The organism is Kocuria tytonis (assembly GCF_003226895.2).
Taxonomy (GTDB): domain Bacteria; phylum Actinomycetota; class Actinomycetes; order Actinomycetales; family Micrococcaceae; genus Kocuria; species Kocuria tytonis.
This window is the reverse complement of sequence record NZ_PNJG02000002.1, coordinates 63,611-84,895: the sequence shown is the minus strand read 5'-3', so window position 1 is coordinate 84,895 and position 21,285 is coordinate 63,611. Positions and strand designations below refer to the sequence as shown.

Sequence of the window (21,285 nt, the reverse complement as noted above, 5' to 3'; positions counted from 1 at the left end):
GCGTTAGACTCCAGGCACACCCACGCGCAGCCCTGGTGGGACCCGACCTCCAAGCCGTGCCACAGTGACGTGGCGCGGACGGACGGGGGCGCCGGACTCCCAGGGGCGCGGCACGCACGACGGCCTCAACGAGGAGACATGTCAATGGCTGACAATGGCACGGCAAGCACCGGGACCACGGAACTGGACCGGGAGGTCCGGCAGTCGCTGGACAACCCCCCCACGGAATACCGCGAACTGGTGGACTGGGTGCGTGGCATCGCGCAGCTCGCCCAGCCGGACCGCATCCACTGGGCCGACGGCTCCGAGGCCGAGTGGACCCGGCTGACGGACCAGATGGTCGAGGCGGGAACCCTGGTGCGGCTCTCCGAGGACAAGTTCCCCAACTCCTTCGCGGCGTTCTCGGACCCCGAGGACGTGGCCCGCGTGGAGGAGCGCACCTTCATCTGCACCAAGACCCAGAAGGGTGCCGGTCCCACCAACAACTGGGAGGACCCGCAGGTCATGAAGGAGACGCTGAACAAGCGGTTCTCCGGGGCCATGCGCGGGCGCACCATGTACGTGATCCCGTTCGTCATGGGGTCCCTGGACGCGCAGAAGCCCCAGTACGGCGTGGAGATCACGGACTCCCCGTACGTGGTGTGCTCCATGCGCATCATGGCCACCATCGGCACGCCGGTGCTGGAGAAGATGTCCCGAGACAAGGCGCCCTACGTGGAGTGCGTGCACTCCCTGGGGGCTCCGCTGCAGCCCGGTGAGCAGGACGTGCCCTGGCCGTGCAACCCCTCCAAGTACATCGTCCAGTTCCCCGAGGACCGGGCCATCTGGTCCTTCGGCTCCGGGTACGGCGGCAACGCCCTGCTGGGCAAGAAGTGCTACGCGCTGCGCATCGCCTCCGCGATCGCCCACGACGAGGGCTGGCTGGCCGAGCACATGCTGATCCTGAAGGTCACGGACCCGGAGGGTGACTCCCGGTTCATCGCCGCGGCGTTCCCCTCCGCGTGCGGCAAGACCAACTTCGCGATGCTCGAGCCCACAGTGGAGGGCTGGAAGGCCGAGATGGTCGGCGACGACATCGCCTGGATCCGCTTCGGCAAGGACCGCACCCCGCGCGTGGTCAACCCGGAGGCCGGCCTGTTCGGCGTGGCACCCGGCACCGGGTGGTCCACCAACCCCAACGCCATGCACGCGATCGCCCGCGGCAACACCATCTTCACCAACGTGGCGCTGACCGACGACGGCGGCGTGTGGTGGGAGGGCATGACGGACGAGGTCCCCGAGCACCTCACGGACTGGAAGGGCAACGACTGGACCCCCGAGTCCGGGCGGCCCGCCGCGCACCCCAACTCCCGGTTCTGCACCCCCATCAAGCAGGTGGAGATCCTGGCCGCGGAGTACGACGACCCCGAGGGCGTGCCGCTGTCCGCCATCATCTTCGGTGGCCGCCGCAAGACCACGGTTCCCCTGGTGTCCGAGTCCTTCGGCTGGGAGCACGGTGTGTTCCAGGGCGCCACGCTGTCCTCCGAGACCACCGCCGCCGCCAAGGGTGCGGTGGGCGTGGTGCGCCGCGATCCCATGGCCATGCTCCCGTTCATCGGCTACAACGCCAACGCCTACCTGGAGCACTGGCTGGACACCGGCGCGCGCATGGGCGAGGAGAACATGCCGCGGATCTACTACGTCAACTGGTTCCGCCGCACCCCGGAGGGCGGTTTCGCGTGGCCCGGCTTCGGTGAGAACTCCCGCGTGGTCAAGTGGATCGTGGAGCGGCTCAAGGGAACCGCGGGCGGTCACGAGACCCCCGTGGGCATCCTGCCGGGCAAGGAGGACCTGGACCTCACGGGCCTGGACATCTCGGACGCCGAGCTGGACGCGGCCCTGCGCGTGGACACGGACGAGTGGCTGAACGAGCTGCCCGGCATCGACGAGTGGTTCGCCCGGCTCGGTGACGTGCCCGAGGTCATCCTCGAGCAGCGCGCCGGCCTCGAGGAGCGCCTCAGGGGCAACTGACACCCCGGGGTGCGCCCGCCTCGTCGTGCGGGCGCGGGTGCCCGGTATGATCGCGCCGCGCGGCCCATCCGGCCGCGCGGCGTCGTCATGAGTGGGTGAGGGCGGTCGATGACGAAGGGACAACTGTGCGGCTGACGGCGTTCTCGGACATCGCGCTGCGGGTGCTGCTGCTCATGGGCGGGCTCCCACGGGGCACCATGCTCTCCACCCAGCGGATCGCGGACGGTGTGGGCGCGCCGTACAACCACGTGGCCAAGACCGTGGCCAGGCTGCGCGGCATGGGGCTGCTGTGCTCCCAGCGCGGGCGCTCCGGCGGGGTGGTGCTCACGGACGCGGGGTGCAAGGCCAGCGTGGGGCGGGTGCTGCGCGAGCTCGAGGCGGACACGGCCATCGTGGAGTGCGAGGCGGACGAGACGGCCTGTCCGCTGAACCACGGCTGCCGGCTGCGCAGAGCTCTCGCCGGCGCGCGCGAGGCCTTCTACCGGGAGCTCGACGGCGTGAGCGTCGCCGAGCTCGTGAATCCGCGCCAGGTGGGTCCCATTGCCGTGCAGCTGGGTCTGCGCCCGCCCGGGCCCGATTCCGCGGCCGTGGGCGGATCCGCGCCGGCGGTGTGACGCGGTGACGGGAAGGACCCTCCCTGCGCACTGCGGGCCGCGGCACGGCACGTGCGGCTGCCCTGCACTATATAGAGCATATGAAATGCTAAATTAGCCTCGTCACGCCACGACGAGAGGAAGCCGTCATGCTGTCCGAGAAGTCACGTCCGGTCATCGCTCAGACCATCGGGGTCGTCGCGGAGCGGATTCCCGAGATCACCCCGGTGTTCTACCGGTCCATGTTCGAGGCCCGCCCGGACCTGCTGGACGGGATGTTCAGCCGCGCCAACCAGAAGAACGGGACCCAGCCCCAGGCCCTGGCCGGATCGATCGCGATGTTCGCGTCCCACCTGCTGCACCACCCGGACTCTTACCCGGACGAGGTGCTCTCCCGCGTGGCCCACAAGCACGCGTCGCTGGGGCTGCCCGCGGAGGAGTACCCCACGGTGCACGAGCACCTCTTCAAGGCCATCGCGGCGGACCTGGGGGACGCCGCCACCCCCGAGGTGGTCCAGGCGTGGGACGAGGTCTACTGGCTCATGGCCGATGCCCTGGTCAAGCTGGAGAAGGGCCTCTACGCGCAGCAGGCCAACGACGTCATGTTCGCCCCGTACCGCGTGGTCGGCAAGCAGACCGTGGCGGACGGCGTGCTGGCGTTCGAGTTCGAGCCCGCGGACGGGACCCCCATGACCCCGGCCGTGGCGGGGCAGTACGTCTCCCTCCAGGTCACGGTGGCGGACGGGCTGCGGCAGCCCCGGCAGTTCACCCTGGTGCCGAGCGACCCGGGACACCGCCGGATCATCGTGCGCGAGGACCCGCAGGGTGAGGTCACACCCGTCCTGCACCGGGGCACCGTGGTGGGGGACGTCCTGGAGATCTCCAACCCGTACGGCGACGTGACGCTGGACCCGGACTCCCACGGGCCGCTCGTGCTGGTCTCGGCGGGCATCGGGATCACGCCGGTGGTGGCCTTCCTGGACCAGCTCGTGCGGGAGGACCCGCAGCGCGAGGTCCTGGTGCTGCACGCGGACCGCTCGAGAGCCGCGTGGCCGTGCCGGGAGCAGGTCCGGGACCTCGTCTCGCAGCTGCCGAACGCCCGGCTCGTCTCCTGGCTGGGTGCCCCCGGCGAGGGGGACCACGAGGGCCGCATGGACGTCTCACGAATGGAGATCCCCACCGGCGCGGAGGTGTTCATGTGCGGCCCGCTCGAGTTCATGCAGGCCGTGCGCTCGCAGCTGATCGCCGCCGGCGTCCCCGGGCGCGCCATCCACTACGAGATCTTCGGCCCGGACCTGTGGATGCTCCACGACGAGGCCCGCACCGCGGACGCCTGAGTCCCGCAGCACCCGCGGGGTGACGACGCCGCCCGGCCGGAGACCGTGGCCGGGGGGCGCCACTCCCGGCCCTGTCATGCCGCTCGGCAGGCAGTGCACCGAGCCAACGGGCGGCGCCCCGCACACGACGACGCCGCGCAACCGGAACAGGTTGCGCGGCGTCGTCGTACCCGCTGGGGGGCGGGTGGGACGTGCCCGAGGGTCAGCCCTGGCGCACGATGCCCAGGACCGTGTCCCGGACGGCCGCCATGGCCGCGGCGTCCGGTGCCTCCACGTTGAGCCGCAGGAACGGCTCGGTGTTGGAGGGGCGCAGGTTGAACCACCAGCCCTGCTGCGGGTGGGTGAACGTGGTGCCGTCCATGTCCTCCACGGTCACGGCGGGATCGGCGGCGGCGAAGTGGGCGCGCACCCGGTCCACGGCGGCGGCCTTGTCCTCGATCTCCGAGTTGATCTCACCGGAGGCCACATAGGGGTCGTAGCGGTCCATGAGCTCGCTCAGGGTGCCGCCCTGCTCGCCGAGCGCGGCGAGCACGTGCATGGCCGCGAGCATTCCGGTGTCCGCGTTGAAGAAGTCCTTGAAGTAGTAGTGCGCGGAGTGCTCCCCGCCGAAGACCGCGCGCTCGGAGGCCATCACGGCCTTGATGAACGAGTGGCCCACGCGGGTGCGCACGGGACGCCCGCCCCTGGCCTCGATCAGCTCCGGCACGGCCCTGGACGTGATGAGGTTGTGGATCACCACGGGGTGCTCCTCCCCGCCGGCCTGCGCGCGGGCGATCTCCCGCTCGGCCACGATCGCGGCCACGGCGGAGGGGGAGACGGGATCGCCGTTCTGGTCCACCACGAAGCAGCGGTCGGCGTCGCCGTCGAATGCGAGGCCGATGTCCGCGCCGTGCGCACGGACGGCCTCCCGCAGGTCCACGAGGTTGGCGGGCTCCAGCGGGTTGGCCGGGTGGTTGGGGAAGGTGCCGTCCAGCTCGAAGTACAGGGGCACGATCTCCAGCGGGAGGGGATCCAGCAGCGCGTTGCCCAGGACGGCGGGGGTGGTGAGTCCGGCCATGCCGTTGCCGGCGTCCACCACGACCTTCAGGGGGCGGATCTCCCGCAGGTCCACCAGCGAGCGCAGGTAGTGGGCGTAGTCTCCCAGCACGTCCCGCCGCGAGATCTGGCCGCGGCGCTCGGCCGCCGGGATCTCCCCGGAGTCCAGGAAGCCCTGGGCGGTGTCCCGGATCTCGTAGAGCCCGGTGTCCGAGGACACGGGGACGGCGCCGGCCTTGGCCATCTTGATGCCGTTGTACTGCGCGGGGTTGTGGCTCGCGGTGAACGTGACACCCGCGCAGTCCAGCGTGCCGCACGCGAAGTACAGCTCGTCCGTGGAGATGTTCCCGATCACCGTGACGTCCGCGCCGCGCCGGGTGGCGCCGTCGGCGAAGGCCTCGATGAACTCGGGGGAGGAGGGGCGCATGTCCCCGCCCACCACCACGGCCGAACCCGTGAGGCCCAGGACGTCCACGAACGCCGCGCCGGTGGCCCGCACGCTGTCCGCGGTGATGCTCTCGCCCACGATGCCGCGCACGTCGTAGGCCTTGAATGATGAGGAAAGGTCTGTGGTCACGGTTGCCGATTCTACGGGAGCACCGGGGGCGTCCCCGGGGTGCCCGGGGATCCGTGGGTCGCTGTGGTTACATGTTGGCCATGGCCGAGTTCCTGAGGATGAGCAACCCGATCCAGCATTACGCCTGGGGGTCCCGCTCGGTGCTCGCCGAGATGCAGGGCCGCCCCGGACCCACCGAGCAGCCTGAGGCCGAGCTCTGGATGGGCGCGCACCCGAGCGCGCCGTCCCGCGTGCAGCTGGCCGGGCGGCAGTGCGGGCTGGACGAGGTCGCTCCCCGGCTGCCGTTCCTGCTCAAGGTCCTGGCCATCGACGCGCCCCTGTCCCTCCAGGTCCACCCCGCCTCCGACCAGGCACGGGAGGGCTTCGAGCGGGAGGACGCCGCGGGGGTCGCCCCGGACGCACCCCACCGCAACTACAAGGACGACCGCGCCAAGCCCGAGACCGTGGTGGCCCTGACGGACATGTGGCTGCTCGCGGGACAGCAGGAGCGTGACCGGCTCACCGAGCTCGCCGCACAGCTGGGCCTGCCGTGGCTCGGCGCCGCCGCGGCCGCACCGTTCCCCGTGCGTCATGCCCTGGAGCTCCCGGACGACGTCGCCGCGGCCGCCGTGCGCGCGTGCGTTGCCGCTGCGGGCCCCGGGCACGACACGGCCGCGTCCGCACAAGAGGGGACCGTGTCGCTCACCCCCGCGATGGATCCGCTCGAACGCGCACGCTGCCTGATCCGGCTGCTGTCCCACCACTACCCGGACGACCGGGGCCTGCTCGTGGCACTGTGCATGAACGTGGTGCACCTGGAGCCCGGTCAGGCCCTGTTCACCCCCGCACGGCAGCTCCACGCCTACCTGAGCGGCACGGCAGTGGAGATCATGGGGTGCTCGGACAACGTCCTGCGCGCCGGGCTCACGAGCAAGCACGTGGACGTCCCCGAGCTGCTGCGGATCATGGCCGTGCCACAGGAACCCGTGGTGCTGCTGGAGACCCGCGAGACGGCGGACGGCGCCGTGCGCTACCCCCTGTGGGACCCCGCGCTCTCCCTGACCGCGGCCCGCGTGACACCGGAGAGACCGGTCGTCCGTGAGTCGTCGGGCACCTGCATGGTGCTCGTGACGCAGGGCGCCGTCACCGCGAGCGACCACTCCGCCGGGACGGACGATCCGGACACGGTCACCCCACCCGGCGCCGTCGGCGCGGGGAACCCCGGGGGTGCGGCGGCGTCGTCGGGTGCGCGGCGGGGTGGGACACGGGCCACGGCGGGCGAGTCCCTGATCCGTCTCGACGGGCCGGGCACGGTGACGGTGAGGGGCGAGGGGCAGATCTTCCTGGTGGAGGCCGTGCCGCCCGGGCACGCGTGAGGGACGGGCCCACCCTTTAGGTTGTCGCGCGAGCGGCGGGAAGGGGCGTTGAATGAAGGGTCCCTTGTCACACGACGTGGTTATTGGAGAGCAGATGGACCGGCGGATCGAACGGACCCGCGCGGCGGTGGAGGCGGCCACCGTGGAGCTGGTGGCCAGCCGGGGTTCGCAGGTGGGGATGACCGAGATCGCCGCTGCCGCCGGGGTCAGCCGGAAGGCCGTCTACGAGAACTTCGGCTCCCGGGAGCAGGTGCTGCGCTGCGCCACGCAGTCCCTGCTGGCGCGGGTCCCGTTCCCGGCGCAGGCCGTGGCCGCGGACGGCCGCGATCCGTGGGAGGCGGCCCTCATGCCCGTGGCCCGGCACATGGAGCAGTTCAGCGACTACTACCGGGCGGTGCTGACGGGACCGGGATGCTTCCTGGTGCGTGATGCCGTGGTGGATCACGCCGCGACCGGTCTGCGCAACGCCCGGGCCCGGAACGGTGACCTCCCGGTGGGTGCCACGCAGAAGGACGACCGCTTCATCGTCCACGGTCTCGTGGGGATCATGGCGGACAAGCTGGCACAGGACCACCACGCCGATCTGCAGCGGGTCGTGCGGGTGCTCAGCGGGCGTCTCGCGGCGGCCGCGGTCGGCTGAGCTCTGCGGGCCACCGGGCGGGCCGGGCCACCGCGGGCGACCCCGGAACGGAATAATCGGGTGCCTTCCCCCGCTGTACCAGGTCCGGGGGCCTGGACGGCCCCGACAAATTCGTTCCGACAGGAAGGACTCGCAATGTCTGAGATCACGATCATCGGTGGCCACGGAAAGGTGGCACTTCAACTGTGCCGCCTGCTCTCCACCCAGGGGGAGACGGTCAACGCCGTGATCCGCAAGGAGGAGCAGAGCCAGGACGTCGAGAACACCGGAGCCACCCCCGTGGTGGCGGACGTCCAGGACATGGACGTGGCCGCGATGACGGAGCTGTTCTCCGGTCAGGACGCCGTCGTCTGGTCCGCGGGTGCCGGCGGCGGCTCCCAGGAGCGCACCTACGCCGTGGACCGTGACGCGGCCATCCGCTCCATGGACGCCGCGGCGGCCGCGGGCGTCCGCCGGTACGTCATGGTGTCCTACATGGGCGCCGGCCAGGACCACGGTGTGCCCGAGGACGACGACTTCTACGCGTACGCGCAGTCCAAGGCGGACGCGGACGACCACCTGCGCGCCAGCTCCCTGGACTGGACCATCCTGGGGCCGGGCATGCTCACCGACGACGACGCCTCCGGTGCGATCGCGCTGGGCAGGGCCGGGGAGGACGACAACAAGAACACCGCCCGCGGCAACGTGGCCCTCGTGGCCGCACGTGCGCTCGCCGATGCCAAGGGCACCACGGGGCGGTTCATCGAGTTCGCGGACGGGGACACCCCCATCGCCGAGGCGCTCGATTCCCTGGACTGAGCCCCCACCATCGCGGCCCGCGCACGTCCGGGCCGCCGCCGGAGGACCTCGCCCGGTCCGCGCCGCACCCGGAAGGGAGTCGCGCGGACCGGGCGATCTTCTACTCTGGGGGCATGGAGATGCCATCGATTCATCCTCACGCCGCCGAGGGCCGGGAACGGGACGCCCTCGACCTCAACGAGGTCATCGCGCTGACCGCCGTGGTCCACGGCACGGTGCAGGGCGTGGGATTCCGGTACTGGTGCTGGCGCCAGGCGGAGGAACTGGGACTCACGGGAACGGCCACCAACAACGAGGACGGCACCGTCACGGTGGTTGCCGAGGGGCCGCGCTGGGCCGTGGGGGACTTCCTCAAGGCCCTGATCTCCCGGGACACTCCCGGCGCGGTGATCACCGTGGACGAGCACTTCGGTCCGGCCACCGGCCAGTACACGGATTTCAGCACCCACTGAGCCGAGGGACGCGCGGGGTCCGGGCGCCCCTGCGCGTCGTGGAGGCCACGACCGTGCACCGCATGCGTGGTCCGGCGCTTTTCCGTGCCGACCCTGTGTGCCCTGGGCGTACTACCCGCCACCTCGCACGCGTGCCCCGACCCCCTGTGTCATAGTGAGTCCGATGTCTTCGGCGGTCCCCGCCGAGCAGCCCCTACCCGTTTCGAGGAGTGGACATTGATGGGTGTTAACCCCCTGAACAAGGCGTTCGACGAGAACGGCAAGCCCAAGCCCGGCGTCAACAAGTTCCTGGACCACGCGCTGCGCATCCAGCAGCCCTGGGTGGTCAAGGTGCTCAAGCACCTGCGAGCACAGCACCCGGACGAAACCCCCGAGCAGATCGCCAAGCGCGCCCGGAAGCTCTACATCCGCTCCGTGACGGCCGGCGGCGGCGCCGTGGGTGCCACGGCGGCGGTTCCCGGCATCGGCACCATCGCCTCCCTCGGGCTGTCCTCCGTGGCGGTGGCCGGGTACCTGGAGGCCACCGCGCTCTACGCGCAGGCCATGGCAGAGCTGCACGGCGTGGAGCCGCAGGACGAGCAGCAGAACCGCACCATGATCATGGCGCTGATGCTCGGTGAGGACGGTCAGGCGCTCATGGGCCAGCTGCTCGCGAGCTCCTCGGCCAGCAAGAGTGTCAGCAGCAAGTGGGGACTCATGCTCGGCAAGTCCTCGGACAGTTCCAAGCGCTTCGACGTGGGTCGCACCGTGCGCAACATGTTCATCAAGCGGTTCCTCGCCCGGCAGTCCGGCGCGGTGCTGGGGCGCGCCCTGCCCTTCGGGCTGGGTGCCGTGGTGGGCGGCGGCGCCAACCTGGCCATGGCCCGTCAGGTCATCAAGTCCGCGGACGACGCCTTCGGCGCCTTCCCGAACGAGTTCCCCGTGACCCTCGGACTGGGGGACCGCGCCGAGAAGTTCGAGGGCGGCACCTCGGCCACCCAGCAGGAGGCCCTGGAGTCCGGGACCAGGGGCGGCAAGAAGCGCCGGTAGCCGGTCGCGCCACGTCGGCGGGGCATCCCGGGACAGCTGCGGCGTCCCCGGGGTGCCCCGTTCCGACGTCAGGGTGTCGCCTCCCCACGTACGTTGGCGCGGCAGCGCGCCCGGAATCGTGCTGCCCCTCCGGGGAGTTCCGCTGCGCGTCCCCGGGCCTGGTGCGCACCCTCGCATCTCGCGATGCCGCGCCCGGGTCTCGCGGCGATGCGCCCGGGGACGGCGTCGTCCGGTTCACGTAGGTGTCACCGCCCGGACACCGGGCGGACGGGCGGCGCTCGACGTCCCGTAGCGCCCGCCACCTACCGTGGCAGCCGTGGCTGCCCCGAACGACCGTTCTCCCGCCCGTCCCCTGGTGTACGCGCACCGCGGCTCGTCCCGGCGCTACCCGGAGCTCACGCGCGCCGCGTTCGTGCAGGCCCTTGCGGACGGCGCCGGCGGCGTGGAGTGCGACGGTCACCTGGTCCTGCACCACGACTCCCACCTGGGGCGGACCTCGAACGGCAGTGGCCCGGTGGGTCAGCACACTCTCGCGCAGCTGCACCGTCTGGACTTCTCCACGTGGAAGGGCGTGTGGATCCCGCCCACGCACGGGGCGGCCCACGAGCAGCTCATGACCCTCGACGAGCTGCTGGACCTGCTGCTGGCCGCGGGACGTCCCGTGGGGCTGGCGGTGGAGACCAAGCACCCCAGTCCGTTCGGACAGGGACTGGAGGAGGCGCTGCTGGTGCTGCTCATGCGCCGTGGCTGGAACCCGGAGACCGGGTGGCTGGGCAGCGTGCTGGTCTCCGTGATGAGCTTCCACCCCGACGCCGTGCGCTACCTCCTGGAGTGCGTCTCACCCCGGCACGTGTGCCAGCTGGTCTCGCAGACCACCGTGGCCACGGTCCGCAGCGGACTGCGGGTGGGAACGGCCACCGCCGCGGTCTGCCGCGCGGGCATGCGCCTGGTGGTGCCCCCGGCCGTTCCCGTGATCTCCCGCGGTGAGGTGGAGATCGCCGGACCCGGCATCGAGTACGTCCGGGAGAACCCCCGGCAGGTCGAGCAGTGGCTGCGCAGCGGTGCCGTGCTGCGGGTGTGGACCGTGGACACGTTCGCGGACGCCCACGTGTGCCTGGCGCTCGGGGTGCAGCAGATCACCACCAACGTCCCCGCCCAGGTGCGGCGGTGGACCGACCCCGGGGCCGCGGGGGCGAGCGCCGCGCCCCACAGGGGTTCGGCGCCTACTGCACCGGTGCCCGGGACACGGGCACCCGCGATACCGCGTCCCGCTGCGCCGCTGCCCGGCACGCCGCGGTCCGCCGGCCGGCTGCCGGGTGCTCCCGTCCCGGGAGATCCCGCTCCGGCCGGTGCGCCGGCCGCGTCTTCCCACCGGGGGTGAGCCCGACACCGCGCCGGTGAGCGGCTCAGAGACCGTACGAATCCACGAGCTGCTCGGCCAGACCCGTGTAGTCCGCGGGGGTGAGGGCCCCGAGGCGCCGGGCGGTGTCGTCGGAGAGGCCCAGGCCGTCGATGAACTCGCGCATGCGCCGCGCATCCACGCGGTGCCCGCGGGTCAGCTCCTTGAGGCGCTCGTAGGGGTTGTCCATGCCCTCCCGCCCGGCAACGGCCTCGGCGCGCATGGCGGTCTGGACGGCCTCGCCCAGGACCTCCCAGTTGCCGTCGAGGTCCTCGGCCAGGGTGGCCTCCGCGACGGCCAGCCGGTCGAGGCCCTTCACCACGTTGGAGATGGCCAGTAGGGAGTGCCCGAACGCCACGCCGATGTTGCGCTGGGAGGACGAGTCCGTGAGGTCGCGCTGCCAGCGGGACGTGACGAGCGTGGCGGCCAGGGTGTCCAGCAGGGAGCAGGAGATCTCCGCGTTGGCCTCCGCGTTCTCGAAGCGGATGGGGTTGACCTTGTGCGGCATGGTGGAGGATCCCGTGGCCCCCTCCACCGGGATCTGCTGGAAGTACCCGATGGAGATGTAGGACCACACGTCCGTGCAGAGGTTGTGCAGGATCCGGTTGAACCGGGCCAGGTCCGCGTACAGCTCCGCCTGCCAGTCGTGGGACTCGATCTGCGTGGTGAGCGGGTTCCACGTCAGACCCAGTCCCGTCACGAAGGAGCGGGAAATCTCCGGCCAGTCCGTCTCCGGGGCTGCCGCCGTGTGCGCCGCGAACGTGCCCGTGGCGCCGTTGAGCTTGCCCAGGAACTCCGTGCCGGCCACACGCCGCACCTGGCGGTCCAGCCGGTGGGCGAACACCGCGAGTTCCTTGCCCAGGGTGGTGGGGGTGGCCGGCTGCCCGTGGGTGTGGGACAGCATGGGTGTGGCCTTGGCGTCCCGCGCCATGGCGGAGACTACGGTGACCAGCTCGCGTGCGGCGGGCAGCCACACCCGCTGCACCGCGTCCCTGATGCCCAGGGCGTAGGACAGGTTGTTGACGTCCTCGGACGTGCACGCGAAGTGCACCAGGGACGTGAGGTGCTCCAGTCCCAGGTCCGGGAGCCGGCGTGCGAGGAAGTACTCCACGGCCTTGACGTCGTGCACCGTCACGGCCTCCAGCTCGGCCAGCTCCGCCACGGACCCGGCGTCGAAACCGGTCACGACGGCCCGCAGGCCTGCCTTCTGCTCGTCCGTGAGCGGCTCCAGGCCGGTGAGTGCGCGCTGCTCGCACAGGTGGATGAACCACTCCACCTCCACGTGCACCCGCTCGCGGTTGAGCGCGGCCTCCGAGAGGTGGTCCACCAGGACCGCGGTCTGCGGGCGGTAACGGCCGTCCAACGGTCCCAGTGCTACGGCGGGGGTCTGGTGGCTCAGGGCCACTCGTCCGGACGGGAGGGTCTGCGCGGCGTTCGACATGGGCCCCATTCTTCCACGGGCCCGTACCCCGGTGCCGCGGCGACCGACCTGCACCGAGTCGGCTTCCCGCCACCCTCCCGCCCCGTCTCCACAGCACCCTGCGGCGGCCCGGACCGGGTGCCCCGGTTGCCTAGCCTGGGTCCGCGCGCCGGGCTCACCGCCCGCCACCCAGGGCTCTCGCCCGGGACCCACGACGCGCGGAGAGGACACGGACATGGCACCCACGGCGGGCGCCGCGGCGCACGGGATGCACCCCGGGATCGCGAGCGCACTGGTGCACGAGCACCTCACGGCACTCGCCCGGCGCTGCGACGCCGCCGCGGAGCACCTCAACACGCTCCGCGGCACGGTCGGTGGGCTCGGGCAGGCGCACGGCGGCTGGACCGGCCCCGGTGCCCGGTCCTTCCGGGCGCGCGTGGAACGCCACGAGCACGACCTGGGGGAGGACGTCGAACGGTGCCGGGAACTCGCACGGTCCGTGCGCTGGGCGGCCGATGCGCTCGCCGAGCGGATCGGGGCGTCGGAGACGGCGGCCGATCTCGGTGGGCCGCTGCTCGCGGTGCTCGCAGCAGTCGTGGGTCCCGGTCTGCCGGGGGCGCTCCCGAGCCCCGGGGCCCGGTGATGGTCGCCGTGGGCGCCGGCGTCCGCGCCGTCCACGACCCCACTCCGGCCACCGGGCACGCGCCGCGCCCGGCCATGGGCACCGGGGTCACGGAGGTCCACGGCCCGGCGGAGAACCTGCAGGCGGAGCTGTTCGGCGCAGCGGCGCAGCAGCGACCCGCGGCGGAGGGCTTCACCTCCGTGGCGGAGGTGGCGGGCGCCGCCGAAGCCGCCCGGCAGAGCATGACGGTCCAGGGCGGTGCGGGTCGCGGAGCCGCCGGGGGGCATGTCACGTTCGACGGGGACGCGTTGCAGGCCACCTCCGGGGACCTCGCCCGTGCGGCCTGCGACCTCGGTGACACCGCGTCCGGCCTGATGCCGATCGCCGCGGAGCTGGAGCTCTGGGCACTCACCGGCGCACCCCTGCTCGGGGACGCGGCCGCACTGTCGGAGACCCTTGTGGCGGGCCTGCTCGAGCGCGCGGCGGACGTCGCCCTGACTGCCACCCGGCTGCTGTGGGTCCGCCGGCGGTACGAGGTGACCGAGTGGGCGCTCACGGGCTCGTTCACGGACGCGGTGCTGAACACCCCTCTGGGGAACGTGAACCGCTCCTTCGTGCGGGAGCTCACGCGCACCGCTGAGGACATCGAGGTGGCCCTCACGCGCGCCGACATCGACTCCCCGGAGGCGTTCCGGGAACGGGTGCGGCTCTCGGCCTTGGGGCTGATCGTCCGGGGCGGCGGCCCCCACGGCAGCGACGCCGTGATCCGCGGCCCCGGGCTCGACGACCTCCTGGACGGGCTGCTGCAGGTCCCGGTCCCGGGACCCGTCGGTGCGCACCCGGGTGCCTCGGGCGCGGCCGGTCCGGCGGTGGGCGGCCCGCGGACGGGTGGGGAACGGCGGTCCGACGCCGCAGGACGGACCCCGGGGACCGGTGCGGACGCGGGAGGCGCCGCGGCGACGTCGGCCGCCGGGGCCATGACACTCGGTCAGTACCTGAGGGGGTTCGCGGTGAACCTGCTCACCGCGGCCGGCCGGCCGGCGGAGCGCGGCGGCGCGGCCGGAGCGGGATCCAACGCGGACCCCGCCACGGTGTCCGCGCTGGAGCCCGCGGTGGCGGCCATGATGCTGGCATCCCCTGCCACGGCGGGGGTCTGTGCGCTGTACCGCTCCGGGCGGCGGCTGAGCGCCGCCGAGCAGCCGGGGAAGAAGCTCGAGGGGCTCCTCCGCCCGCTCGTGGCCCCGCGGGCACTGCATCCCGCACGCCGGGAGGTCTTCACGGGTGTCACCCCGCGCACCGCGGGCGAACACCACATGACGCCCCTGACGCAGCGGCCGCTGCCGGCCGGTGTGCAGTACACCGGCGCGGTTCCCGTCACGGTGGCGGGCACGGCCGCGGCGCTCAAGGACGCCAAGAACATCGTCTCGGGAACGGGCGGGGACGGTGAACCCGTGGAGAACAGCACCGTGCTGGTGCAGAAGGCCACGGGCGCGGACGGCCGGGCGGCGTACTCCGTGGTGCTCACCGGAACCGAGAAGTGGGTGGACGGCTCCGGCGTGCACGACCTCAAGGGCATCGGGCACGGGATGACGGCGTCTCCCGGTGCCGCTCTCACCGAGCTGCCGCAGGCCCAGCGCATGGCCGTCCAGGCGCTGCAGGACGCGGGCATCCGCCCCGGGGACACCGTGGTGCTCACCGGGCACAGCCTGGGCGGGATCGACGCCGCCGGGCTCGCGGCGAACCACGAGTTCCGGGCGCGCTACGACGTGGCGGCGGTGACCACTTTCGGGGCGCCGGTCGGGGACTTCGCGATCCCCGAGGGCACCTCCGTGATGGCGGTGGAGCACGTGGACGACGTGGTCCCCACCCTGGACGGGGTGCCCAACCCGGACTCCGGCCACCGCTCCACGGTCCGGGTGAACACGCCGTACGAGGGGGCGCTGGACTGGGCGGGCGGGCGGACCGGGGTCGCGGCGCACGACATGTACGTGTACACCGTGGGCGCCCAGGGGATCTCCGCCGCCCACCACCCGGCGGTGGAGGCCCACGAACGGCGGTTGGCCGACGTGATCCCGCACGGTTCGGGGGTGCGCACGGAGAGCTATGTCTACGAGGGCAGGGAGGAGCACTGATCCGCCCGCCGCGGTGACCGCGCGGTGCCGTTCGGGCCCGCCCACCCGCACAGGCCCCCGCGTTAGCATGACGAGCATGGATACCCCCACGCCATCCCCGGAACCACCGCAGCACCCGCGGGAGGTCAGGCGCGTCACGCCGCGCGCGGCGCTCGCCGCGCTCCCCGTCTACGCGGCCGGCAAACCCGCTTCCGAGATCCCCGGCCTGGTGGCCTACAAACTGGCGTCCAACGAGAACCCCTTCGGCGCGGTGCCCGCCGTGCGGGAAGCCCTCGCGTCCTTCGACGGCTACCACCGCTACCCGGACCCCGCTGCCACGGCCCTGCGCGAGGCCCTCTCGGGACACCTCGGGGTCCCTGCCGAGGACGTCGTGGCCGGCGCCGGCAGCCTGGGGGCACTGAACCAGCTCCTGGCCGCGTTCGCGGGCACCGGTGCGGACGGCCGTCCCGACGAGGTCGTGTACTCGTGGCGGTCCTTCGAGGCCTACCCCATCTCGGTGGGTCTGGCCGGGGCGCTCAGCGTCCACGTGCCCAACCTGCCGGACGGGTCCCACGACCTGGACGCCATGGCGGCAGCCGTCACGGAGCGCACGCGGGTGATCCTGCTGTGCACCCCCAACAACCCCACGGGCCCCAGCCTGCGCGACGACGCCGTCCGCGCCTTCCTGGCCAGGGTTCCCTCGGACGTGGTGGTCGTGGTGGACGAGGCGTACTGGGAGTTCCAGCGCACCGAGGGCCTCGTCGACGGCCTCGAGCTGTACCGGGACTTCCCGAACGTGGTCTCCCTGCGGACGTTCTCCAAGGCCCACGGGCTCGCGGGTCTGCGGGTGGGCTACACCGTGGCCCAGCAGGACGTCACCCGGTACCTGCGCCAGAGCGCCCCGGCCTTCGCGGTCACGGAGGTCGCCCAGCGGGCTGCCGTGGCGTCCGTCGAGAACATCGAGCAGGTGGCGGAGCGGGTGCAGCGCGTGGTGGACGAACGGGTCCGGGTGCTGCGCGGGCTGCACGAACTGGGGTGGCAGCACCCCGAGACCCAGGCGAACTTCGTGTGGCTGCCACTGGGTGAGCGCAGTGAGGCGTTCGCGCGGCTGTGCGACGAGCACGCCCTGTCTGTGAGGTGTTTCACTTCCGAAGGAGTCCGTGTTAGCTTCGGTGAACCCGAGGCGAACTCCCGATTCCTGGAACTCTGCGCGACCTTCCCGCACCCCAGCACCATGCCGATGACCCGGCAGGGCTGAGCGCAAGACGCGCACCGAGAACTCTTCGTTCGCAAGGCTCGACATGACCGGGGCGATCCTCCGGTCATGAAGTCAGTGGAAGGACCGAGATCGACCATGGAATCACGAAGTCACGCGGGAGCCGTGCCCAGCACGCTGACCCGCCATCAACTCCTGGACGAGCAGGGCGTCGTCGCCGAGGACCCGCTGCTGTCCCCCTACGCCGCGGACATCACGGTCGAGGAGCTGCAGCACCTGTACCGCTCCATGACCCTCGCGCGCCGCGTGGACGAGGAGGGCACCTCCCTGCAGCGGCAGGGCCAGCTGGTGCTGTGGGTCCCCCTCCGGGGTCAGGAGGCCGCGCAGGTGGGCTCCGTGTGGCCCACCCACCCCTCCGACCGGATCTACCCGTCCTACCGTGAGCACGCGGTGGCCTTCGAGCGGGGCGTTCCCCCCGCTGAGCTCATGCGCTACTTCCGGGGCCTGAGCGCGGGCGGGTGGGATCCGGAGCAGTACAACCTCAACCCCTACACGGTGGTGCTCGGCTCGCAGACGCTGCACGCGGTGGGCTACGCCATGGGCGCGTCCCTCGACCGCAAGGCCGCCGAGGACTCCGGCTCCCCGCTGGACGGCGATCCCGAGGCGGTCATCGCGTACTTCGGCGACGGCGCCAGCACCGAGGGCGAGGTCCACGAGGCCATGGTCTTCGCGGCGTCCTACGACGCTCCCGTACTGTTCTTCATCCAGAACAACCAGTGGGCCATCTCCGTCCCGTTCGCCACGCAGTCGCGCGTGCCGCTGGCCACGCGAGCCGCCGGCTACGGCTTCGAGGGACTGCGGGTGGACGGCAACGACATCCTCGGGGTGGTCGCGGCCACGCGCTACGCACTGGAGAAGCTGCGCCGGGGCGAGGGCCCGGTGCTGATCGAGGCGGAGACTTACCGCATGGGCGCCCACACCACCGCGGACGATCCCACCAAGTACCGCGAACGGGAGGAGGAGGACCAGTGGGGTCACCTCGATCCCATCGAGCGGCTACGGGTCCACCTGCGCACCGTGCACTGCGTGGACCAGGCGTTCTTCGACACCGTCGCCGCGGAGAACGACGCCGTGGCCCGCCAGATGCGCGCGGATGTCCTCGCCATGTCGCCCCCCGAGTTCGTGGACCGCTTCGACGGCGTGTACGCCGAGCCGCACTCGCTCGTGGCCGCCGAGCGTGCGGAGTACCTGGACTACCAGGCAGGCTTCGTCGCCCAGGACGATTCGCAGGATTCTGACTCGGAAGGAGTCGGCGCGTGAGCAAGCTGACCGTAGCCAAAGCCATCACCGCCGGGCTCGCCCGGGCCATGGAGGAGAACCCCAAGGTCATGCTCCTCGGCGAGGACATCGGATCCCTGGGGGGCGTGTACCGCGTCACCGAGGGCCTCAAGGCCCGCTTCGGCGCGCACCGCGTCCTGGACACGCCGCTCGGGGAAGCGGGCATCGTGGGCACAGCGGTGGGCCTCGCGGTCCGCGGCTACCGGCCCGTGTGCGAGATCCAGTTCGACGGGTTCACCTTCCCGGCGTTCAACCAGATCACCACGCAGGTGGCCAAGCTCCGGGCGCGCACCGAGGGCAGGCTCTCGGTGCCCATGACCATCCGCATCCCCTACGGCGGCGTGATCGGATCGGTGGAGCACCACTCGGAGTCCCCCGAGGCACTGTTCGCCCACACCGCCGGGCTGCGCATCCTGACACCCTCGAACGCGCAGGACGCCTACTGGATGGAGCAGCAGGCCATTGCGTGCGACGATCCCGTCATCATCTTCGAACCCAAACGGCGCTACTGGCTCAAGGGTGAGGTGGACGAGGAGAACTCTCCCGGTGATCCCTTCGCCGCGGCCGTGATCCACGAGGGCACGGACGCGACCGTGGTGGCGTGGGGCCCCATGGTCCCCGTGGCACTCGCCGCGGCCAAGGCTGCGGAGGAGGACGGGCGCAGCGTGGAGGTCATCGACCTGCGCAGCCTCTCGCCCATCGACTTCGACACGGTCACCGCGTCAGTGCGCAGGACCGGTCGCCTGGTGATCGCCCACGAAGCCCCCACTTTCGGCGGTCTGGGGGGTGAGATCGCGGCGCGGGTCACCGAGCGGGCGTTCTACTCGCTCGAGGCTCCCGTGCTGCGCGTGGGCGCCTACCACCTGCCGTACCCTCCCGCCGCCGTGGAGGACCACTACATCCCGGATCTGGACAGAGTGCTCGAGGCGCTCGACCGTTCCTTCGCCTACTAGAGCACTCACACCGTCGCTGTCTTCGTGTGCGGAGGCGGCTCCCCAGGAGGGAGAACTGATGTCACAGGTTTTCACACTGCCCGATGTGGGCGAAGGACTGACCGAGGCCGACATCCTGGCTTGGAAGGTGTCCGTCGGGGACACCGTAACCGTCAACCAGGTGCTCGTGGAGATCGAGACCGCGAAGTCCGTGGTGGAGCTGCCGTCCCCGTTCGAGGGAACGGTCCAGGAGATCATGGTGGCCGAGGGCGACACCGTGGACGTGGGCACCCCCATCATCACCGTCGGCTCGGGCAGTGACGCTCCGCCCGACGCCACCGTTCCGGGCTATGCCGGGTCCGTGCCGGAGAACGGGCTCACAGGTGAGCCCGAGGCCGGGGAGAGCGGTGCCGCGGGGTCCGGCGAGGGGGCCGATTCGTCCCAGGGCAAGGCCCTCGTGGGTTCCGGCCCGAAGGCGGACCCCGTGCGACGTCGGCGCCGCTCCCGCGTGGGGATGCGCACGGACGCGGACACGCCCCAGGGCCTGGAGGGCCCGGACGGCGAGGCGGACGAGCCGTCCCACGACACACCTCCGCGCCGGCAGGGCCTGGCCGGACGGCTGTCCAGGACGGGTCTGGGCGGTGCCGCCGCCGATCTCGCGGAGCGGGCGGGGAAGATCCGGGAACGCGGGGGCACTCTGCTGCGCTCCCTCGAGGACACCGTGACGGAGCAGCCCGCGGTCGACGCCGTTCCCCGGCGCCCGGGCCTGGCCAAGCCCCCGGTGCGCAAGGCCGCCAGGGAACTGGGCATCGACCTCGCGGACGTGCGTGCCACGGGCGACGGCGGTCAGGTCACCAAGCGCGATCTGCTCGCGCACGCCGAGCGCCTGGGAGGGGGCAGCGGAGGCACGGCCACGGCGTCGTCCTCTGCGGGCCGCCCGGCGGACGAGCGCGTGGAGCGGTTACGTGTGAAGGGTGTCCGCAAGGCCACGGCGCAGAACATGGTGAGGTCCGCCTTCACCGCACCACACGTCTCGATATTCGTGGAGGTGGATGCCACCCGGACCATGGAGTTCGTCCAGCGGTTGAAGAAGTCCCCGTCCATGGAGGGCGTGAAGATCTCGCCCCTGCTGATCGTGGCCAAGGCGGTGATCTGGGCCGCGCAGCGCAACCCGCAGGTCAACGCCACGTGGACGGACTCCGAGATCATCGTCAAGCACTTCATGAACCTGGGCATCGCCGCCGCGACACCCAGGGGTCTGCTGGTGCCCAACATCAAGGACGCCCAGGACCTCGGCCTGCGCGAGCTGGCCGAGGCGCTGCAGGAGCTGACGCAGACGGCTCGCGCGGGGCGCACGCAGCCGGCGGACATGCAGGGCGGCACCCTGTCCATCACCAACATCGGCGTGCTGGGGGCGGACTTCGGGACACCCATCATCAACCCGGGTGAGTCGGCCATCGTGGCGTTCGGCAACGTCAAGCAGAAACCATGGGTCGTGGCCGGTGAGGTGGTGCCCCGCTGGATCACCACCCTGGCCGGCTCGTTCGACCACCGCGTGGTGGACGGTGAGCTCGCCGCCCACTTCATGGCGGACGTGGCCCGCATCCTGGAGGAGCCGGCGCTGCTGCTGGAGTGATCCGGGGGCCGCCCCCGCCGACAGGCCGGCCCGCGGCACCTGCTCGAACGGAGTCCCACATTCGGCGGGCCGGCTGCTCAGGCGGGGGCTGCGGCGGGGAGGCGATGGCATCCGGCCACGTGCCCGGGGGCTCGGCCGATACGCTGCAGCCACCGCTGCGCGCTCACGGGCCCCACGAGCACGATGCCCCGGGACCTCAGCACCTGCGACAGCCTGCGGGACGCCGCGGTGCTGTCCGGCAGGTCCAGGGCGTTGCCCGGCGGCTCCGCCGTGGGTGGTACCTCGGCCTCCTCGAACACGCGGAGCCACTGCGGCACGTCCCACTGCCGGCAGACCCGTGCATTGTGGATCACGGCCTCGATCTTGGCCCGGTTGCGGATCAGCTCGGCATTGACCAGCAGGTCCTCGACGTCGTCGTCGTCGAACAGGGCCAGCCGTTCCGGGCGCAGCTCGGCCATGTGGAGGTACCAGGATCCGTGGCGGGCGGACTGGGACCACCGCGCCAGTCCCGAGTCCACGAGTTCCAGCGTGAGGGCCGCGAAGTGCTCGTGGGCGTCGGCGGGAGGTGTCCCCCAGTCCGTGTCGTGATCCGCCAGGGCGCCTGCCGAGCCGAGGGCCCAGGGACACCTGACGAGTCCGTCACCGCAGTGGACGGCGCGGAAGGCGTCGCGCGGGGTGGTCCTCTGCGCTTCGGGGACGGGTTGCTCGGCAGCGGTCGGCGGCGCGGCGTCGCGCACGGGTGGGGTCGTCGTCATACGGGCACGCTAGAACGGTCGCACCTCGGG

18 protein-coding genes are annotated in these 21,285 nt (G+C 71.9%); 15 read left to right on the top strand and 3 right to left on the bottom strand.

Going from position 1 to position 21,285, the window contains the following annotated elements; translation table 11 throughout:
• Positions 1 to 144 precede the first annotated feature (144 nt).
• The 3 genes from C1C97_RS06265 to C1C97_RS06255 all read left to right on the top strand — a co-directional run bounded on the left by C1C97_RS06265 (position 145) and on the right by C1C97_RS06255 (position 3,940).
• Positions 145 to 2,010, top strand: a complete 1,866-nt coding sequence (locus C1C97_RS06265) for a phosphoenolpyruvate carboxykinase (GTP) (RefSeq protein WP_110920888.1) — start codon at positions 145 to 147, stop codon at positions 2,008 to 2,010.
• A gap of 125 nt (positions 2,011 to 2,135) precedes the next feature.
• A complete protein-coding gene (locus C1C97_RS06260; protein WP_121030687.1) occupies positions 2,136 to 2,624 on the top strand; it encodes an RrF2 family transcriptional regulator in 489 nt (162 codons plus the stop codon).
• 128 nt (positions 2,625 to 2,752) lie between these two features.
• Positions 2,753 to 3,940: a globin domain-containing protein gene (locus tag C1C97_RS06255; protein WP_121030685.1), complete on the top strand. Its 1,188-nt coding sequence runs from the start codon at positions 2,753 to 2,755 to the stop codon at positions 3,938 to 3,940.
• A 202-nt stretch (positions 3,941 to 4,142) separates the two neighbouring features.
• Here C1C97_RS06255 and C1C97_RS06250 read toward each other — a convergent pair whose 3' ends face one another.
• Entirely contained in the window at positions 4,143 to 5,552 is a 1,410-nt protein-coding gene (locus C1C97_RS06250; protein ID WP_121030683.1) for a phosphomannomutase/phosphoglucomutase, read from the bottom strand.
• 80 nt (positions 5,553 to 5,632) lie between these two features.
• On the opposite strand from C1C97_RS06250, the gene manA reads away from it, so the two are divergent.
• The 6 genes from manA (at position 5,633) to C1C97_RS06220 (ending at position 11,207) form a co-directional block, all read left to right on the top strand.
• Entirely contained in the window at positions 5,633 to 6,907 is a 1,275-nt protein-coding gene (gene manA / locus C1C97_RS06245) for a mannose-6-phosphate isomerase, class I (RefSeq protein WP_233542783.1), read from the top strand.
• A gap of 64 nt (positions 6,908 to 6,971) precedes the next feature.
• Positions 6,972 to 7,547 (top strand): TetR/AcrR family transcriptional regulator, encoded by a 576-nt coding sequence (locus C1C97_RS06240; protein ID WP_233542782.1) that lies wholly within the window; start codon positions 6,972 to 6,974, stop codon positions 7,545 to 7,547.
• Positions 7,548 to 7,682: 135 nt separating this feature from the next.
• Entirely contained in the window at positions 7,683 to 8,345 is a 663-nt protein-coding gene (locus C1C97_RS06235) for an SDR family oxidoreductase (protein WP_121030680.1), read from the top strand.
• Between the two features lie 113 nt (positions 8,346 to 8,458).
• The gene (locus tag C1C97_RS06230; protein ID WP_199712205.1) at positions 8,459 to 8,797 is read left to right on the top strand and encodes an acylphosphatase; all 339 of its coding nucleotides are present in this window, start codon (positions 8,459 to 8,461) and stop codon (positions 8,795 to 8,797) included.
• Between the two features lie 219 nt (positions 8,798 to 9,016).
• Entirely contained in the window at positions 9,017 to 9,826 is an 810-nt protein-coding gene (locus tag C1C97_RS06225; protein WP_110920681.1) for a di- and tripeptidase, read from the top strand.
• Positions 9,827 to 10,142: 316 nt separating this feature from the next.
• Positions 10,143 to 11,207, top strand: coding sequence for a glycerophosphodiester phosphodiesterase (locus C1C97_RS06220; RefSeq protein ID WP_325048957.1), 1,065 nt, complete (start codon positions 10,143 to 10,145; stop codon positions 11,205 to 11,207).
• A 25-nt stretch (positions 11,208 to 11,232) separates the two neighbouring features.
• Here the strand turns inward: C1C97_RS06220 and purB are convergent, their stop codons facing one another.
• A complete protein-coding gene (purB, locus tag C1C97_RS06215; protein WP_110920682.1) occupies positions 11,233 to 12,675 on the bottom strand; it encodes an adenylosuccinate lyase in 1,443 nt (480 codons plus the stop codon).
• A 205-nt stretch (positions 12,676 to 12,880) separates the two neighbouring features.
• Between purB and C1C97_RS06210 the strand changes: the two genes are divergently transcribed.
• The 6 genes from C1C97_RS06210 to C1C97_RS06185 all read left to right on the top strand — a co-directional run bounded on the left by C1C97_RS06210 (position 12,881) and on the right by C1C97_RS06185 (position 20,500).
• On the top strand, positions 12,881 to 13,288 hold the full coding sequence (locus tag C1C97_RS06210) for a hypothetical protein (protein ID WP_121030678.1): 408 nt from the start codon (positions 12,881 to 12,883) through the stop codon (positions 13,286 to 13,288).
• Positions 13,288 to 15,399 carry an alpha/beta hydrolase family protein gene (locus C1C97_RS06205; RefSeq protein ID WP_407657261.1) on the top strand — a complete coding sequence of 704 codons (2,112 nt, stop codon included), beginning with the start codon at positions 13,288 to 13,290 and terminating at the stop codon, positions 15,397 to 15,399. Before C1C97_RS06210 ends, C1C97_RS06205 begins: the two co-directional genes overlap by 1 nt.
• Before the next feature lie 76 nt (positions 15,400 to 15,475).
• Complete coding sequence (locus tag C1C97_RS06200; RefSeq protein ID WP_121030676.1) at positions 15,476 to 16,636, top strand: histidinol-phosphate transaminase; 1,161 nt, start codon at positions 15,476 to 15,478, stop codon at positions 16,634 to 16,636.
• A gap of 66 nt (positions 16,637 to 16,702) precedes the next feature.
• Positions 16,703 to 17,914, top strand: a complete 1,212-nt coding sequence (locus C1C97_RS06195; protein ID WP_121030674.1) for a thiamine pyrophosphate-dependent dehydrogenase E1 component subunit alpha — start codon at positions 16,703 to 16,705, stop codon at positions 17,912 to 17,914.
• The gene (locus C1C97_RS06190; RefSeq protein WP_110920706.1) at positions 17,911 to 18,885 is read left to right on the top strand and encodes an alpha-ketoacid dehydrogenase subunit beta; all 975 of its coding nucleotides are present in this window, start codon (positions 17,911 to 17,913) and stop codon (positions 18,883 to 18,885) included. Before C1C97_RS06195 ends, C1C97_RS06190 begins: the two co-directional genes overlap by 4 nt.
• 58 nt (positions 18,886 to 18,943) lie before the next feature.
• Positions 18,944 to 20,500 (top strand): dihydrolipoamide acetyltransferase family protein, encoded by a 1,557-nt coding sequence (locus tag C1C97_RS06185; RefSeq protein ID WP_110920707.1) that lies wholly within the window; start codon positions 18,944 to 18,946, stop codon positions 20,498 to 20,500.
• Positions 20,501 to 20,577: 77 nt separating this feature from the next.
• Here the strand turns inward: C1C97_RS06185 and C1C97_RS06180 are convergent, their stop codons facing one another.
• Entirely contained in the window at positions 20,578 to 21,255 is a 678-nt protein-coding gene (locus C1C97_RS06180; protein WP_110920708.1) for a DNA-3-methyladenine glycosylase I, read from the bottom strand.
• Positions 21,256 to 21,285: the final 30 nt, after the last annotated feature.

Coding starts and splice junctions, on each gene's coding strand:
- C1C97_RS06185 (WP_110920707.1), top strand. CDS start 18,944: ATGTCACAGGTTTTCACACTGCCCGATGTGGGCGAAGGACTGACCGAG.
- C1C97_RS06230 (WP_199712205.1), top strand. CDS start 8,459: ATGGAGATGCCATCGATTCATCCTCACGCCGCCGAGGGCCGGGAACGG.
- purB (WP_110920682.1), bottom strand. CDS start 12,675: ATGGGGCCCATGTCGAACGCCGCGCAGACCCTCCCGTCCGGACGAGTG.
- C1C97_RS06210 (WP_121030678.1), top strand. CDS start 12,881: ATGGCACCCACGGCGGGCGCCGCGGCGCACGGGATGCACCCCGGGATC.
- manA (WP_233542783.1), top strand. CDS start 5,633: ATGGCCGAGTTCCTGAGGATGAGCAACCCGATCCAGCATTACGCCTGG.
- C1C97_RS06225 (WP_110920681.1), top strand. CDS start 9,017: ATGGGTGTTAACCCCCTGAACAAGGCGTTCGACGAGAACGGCAAGCCC.
- C1C97_RS06180 (WP_110920708.1), bottom strand. CDS start 21,255: ATGACGACGACCCCACCCGTGCGCGACGCCGCGCCGCCGACCGCTGCC.
- C1C97_RS06200 (WP_121030676.1), top strand. CDS start 15,476: ATGGATACCCCCACGCCATCCCCGGAACCACCGCAGCACCCGCGGGAG.
- C1C97_RS06265 (WP_110920888.1), top strand. CDS start 145: ATGGCTGACAATGGCACGGCAAGCACCGGGACCACGGAACTGGACCGG.
- C1C97_RS06205 (WP_407657261.1), top strand. CDS start 13,288: ATGGTCGCCGTGGGCGCCGGCGTCCGCGCCGTCCACGACCCCACTCCG.
- C1C97_RS06255 (WP_121030685.1), top strand. CDS start 2,753: ATGCTGTCCGAGAAGTCACGTCCGGTCATCGCTCAGACCATCGGGGTC.
- C1C97_RS06195 (WP_121030674.1), top strand. CDS start 16,703: ATGAAGTCAGTGGAAGGACCGAGATCGACCATGGAATCACGAAGTCAC.
- C1C97_RS06235 (WP_121030680.1), top strand. CDS start 7,683: ATGTCTGAGATCACGATCATCGGTGGCCACGGAAAGGTGGCACTTCAA.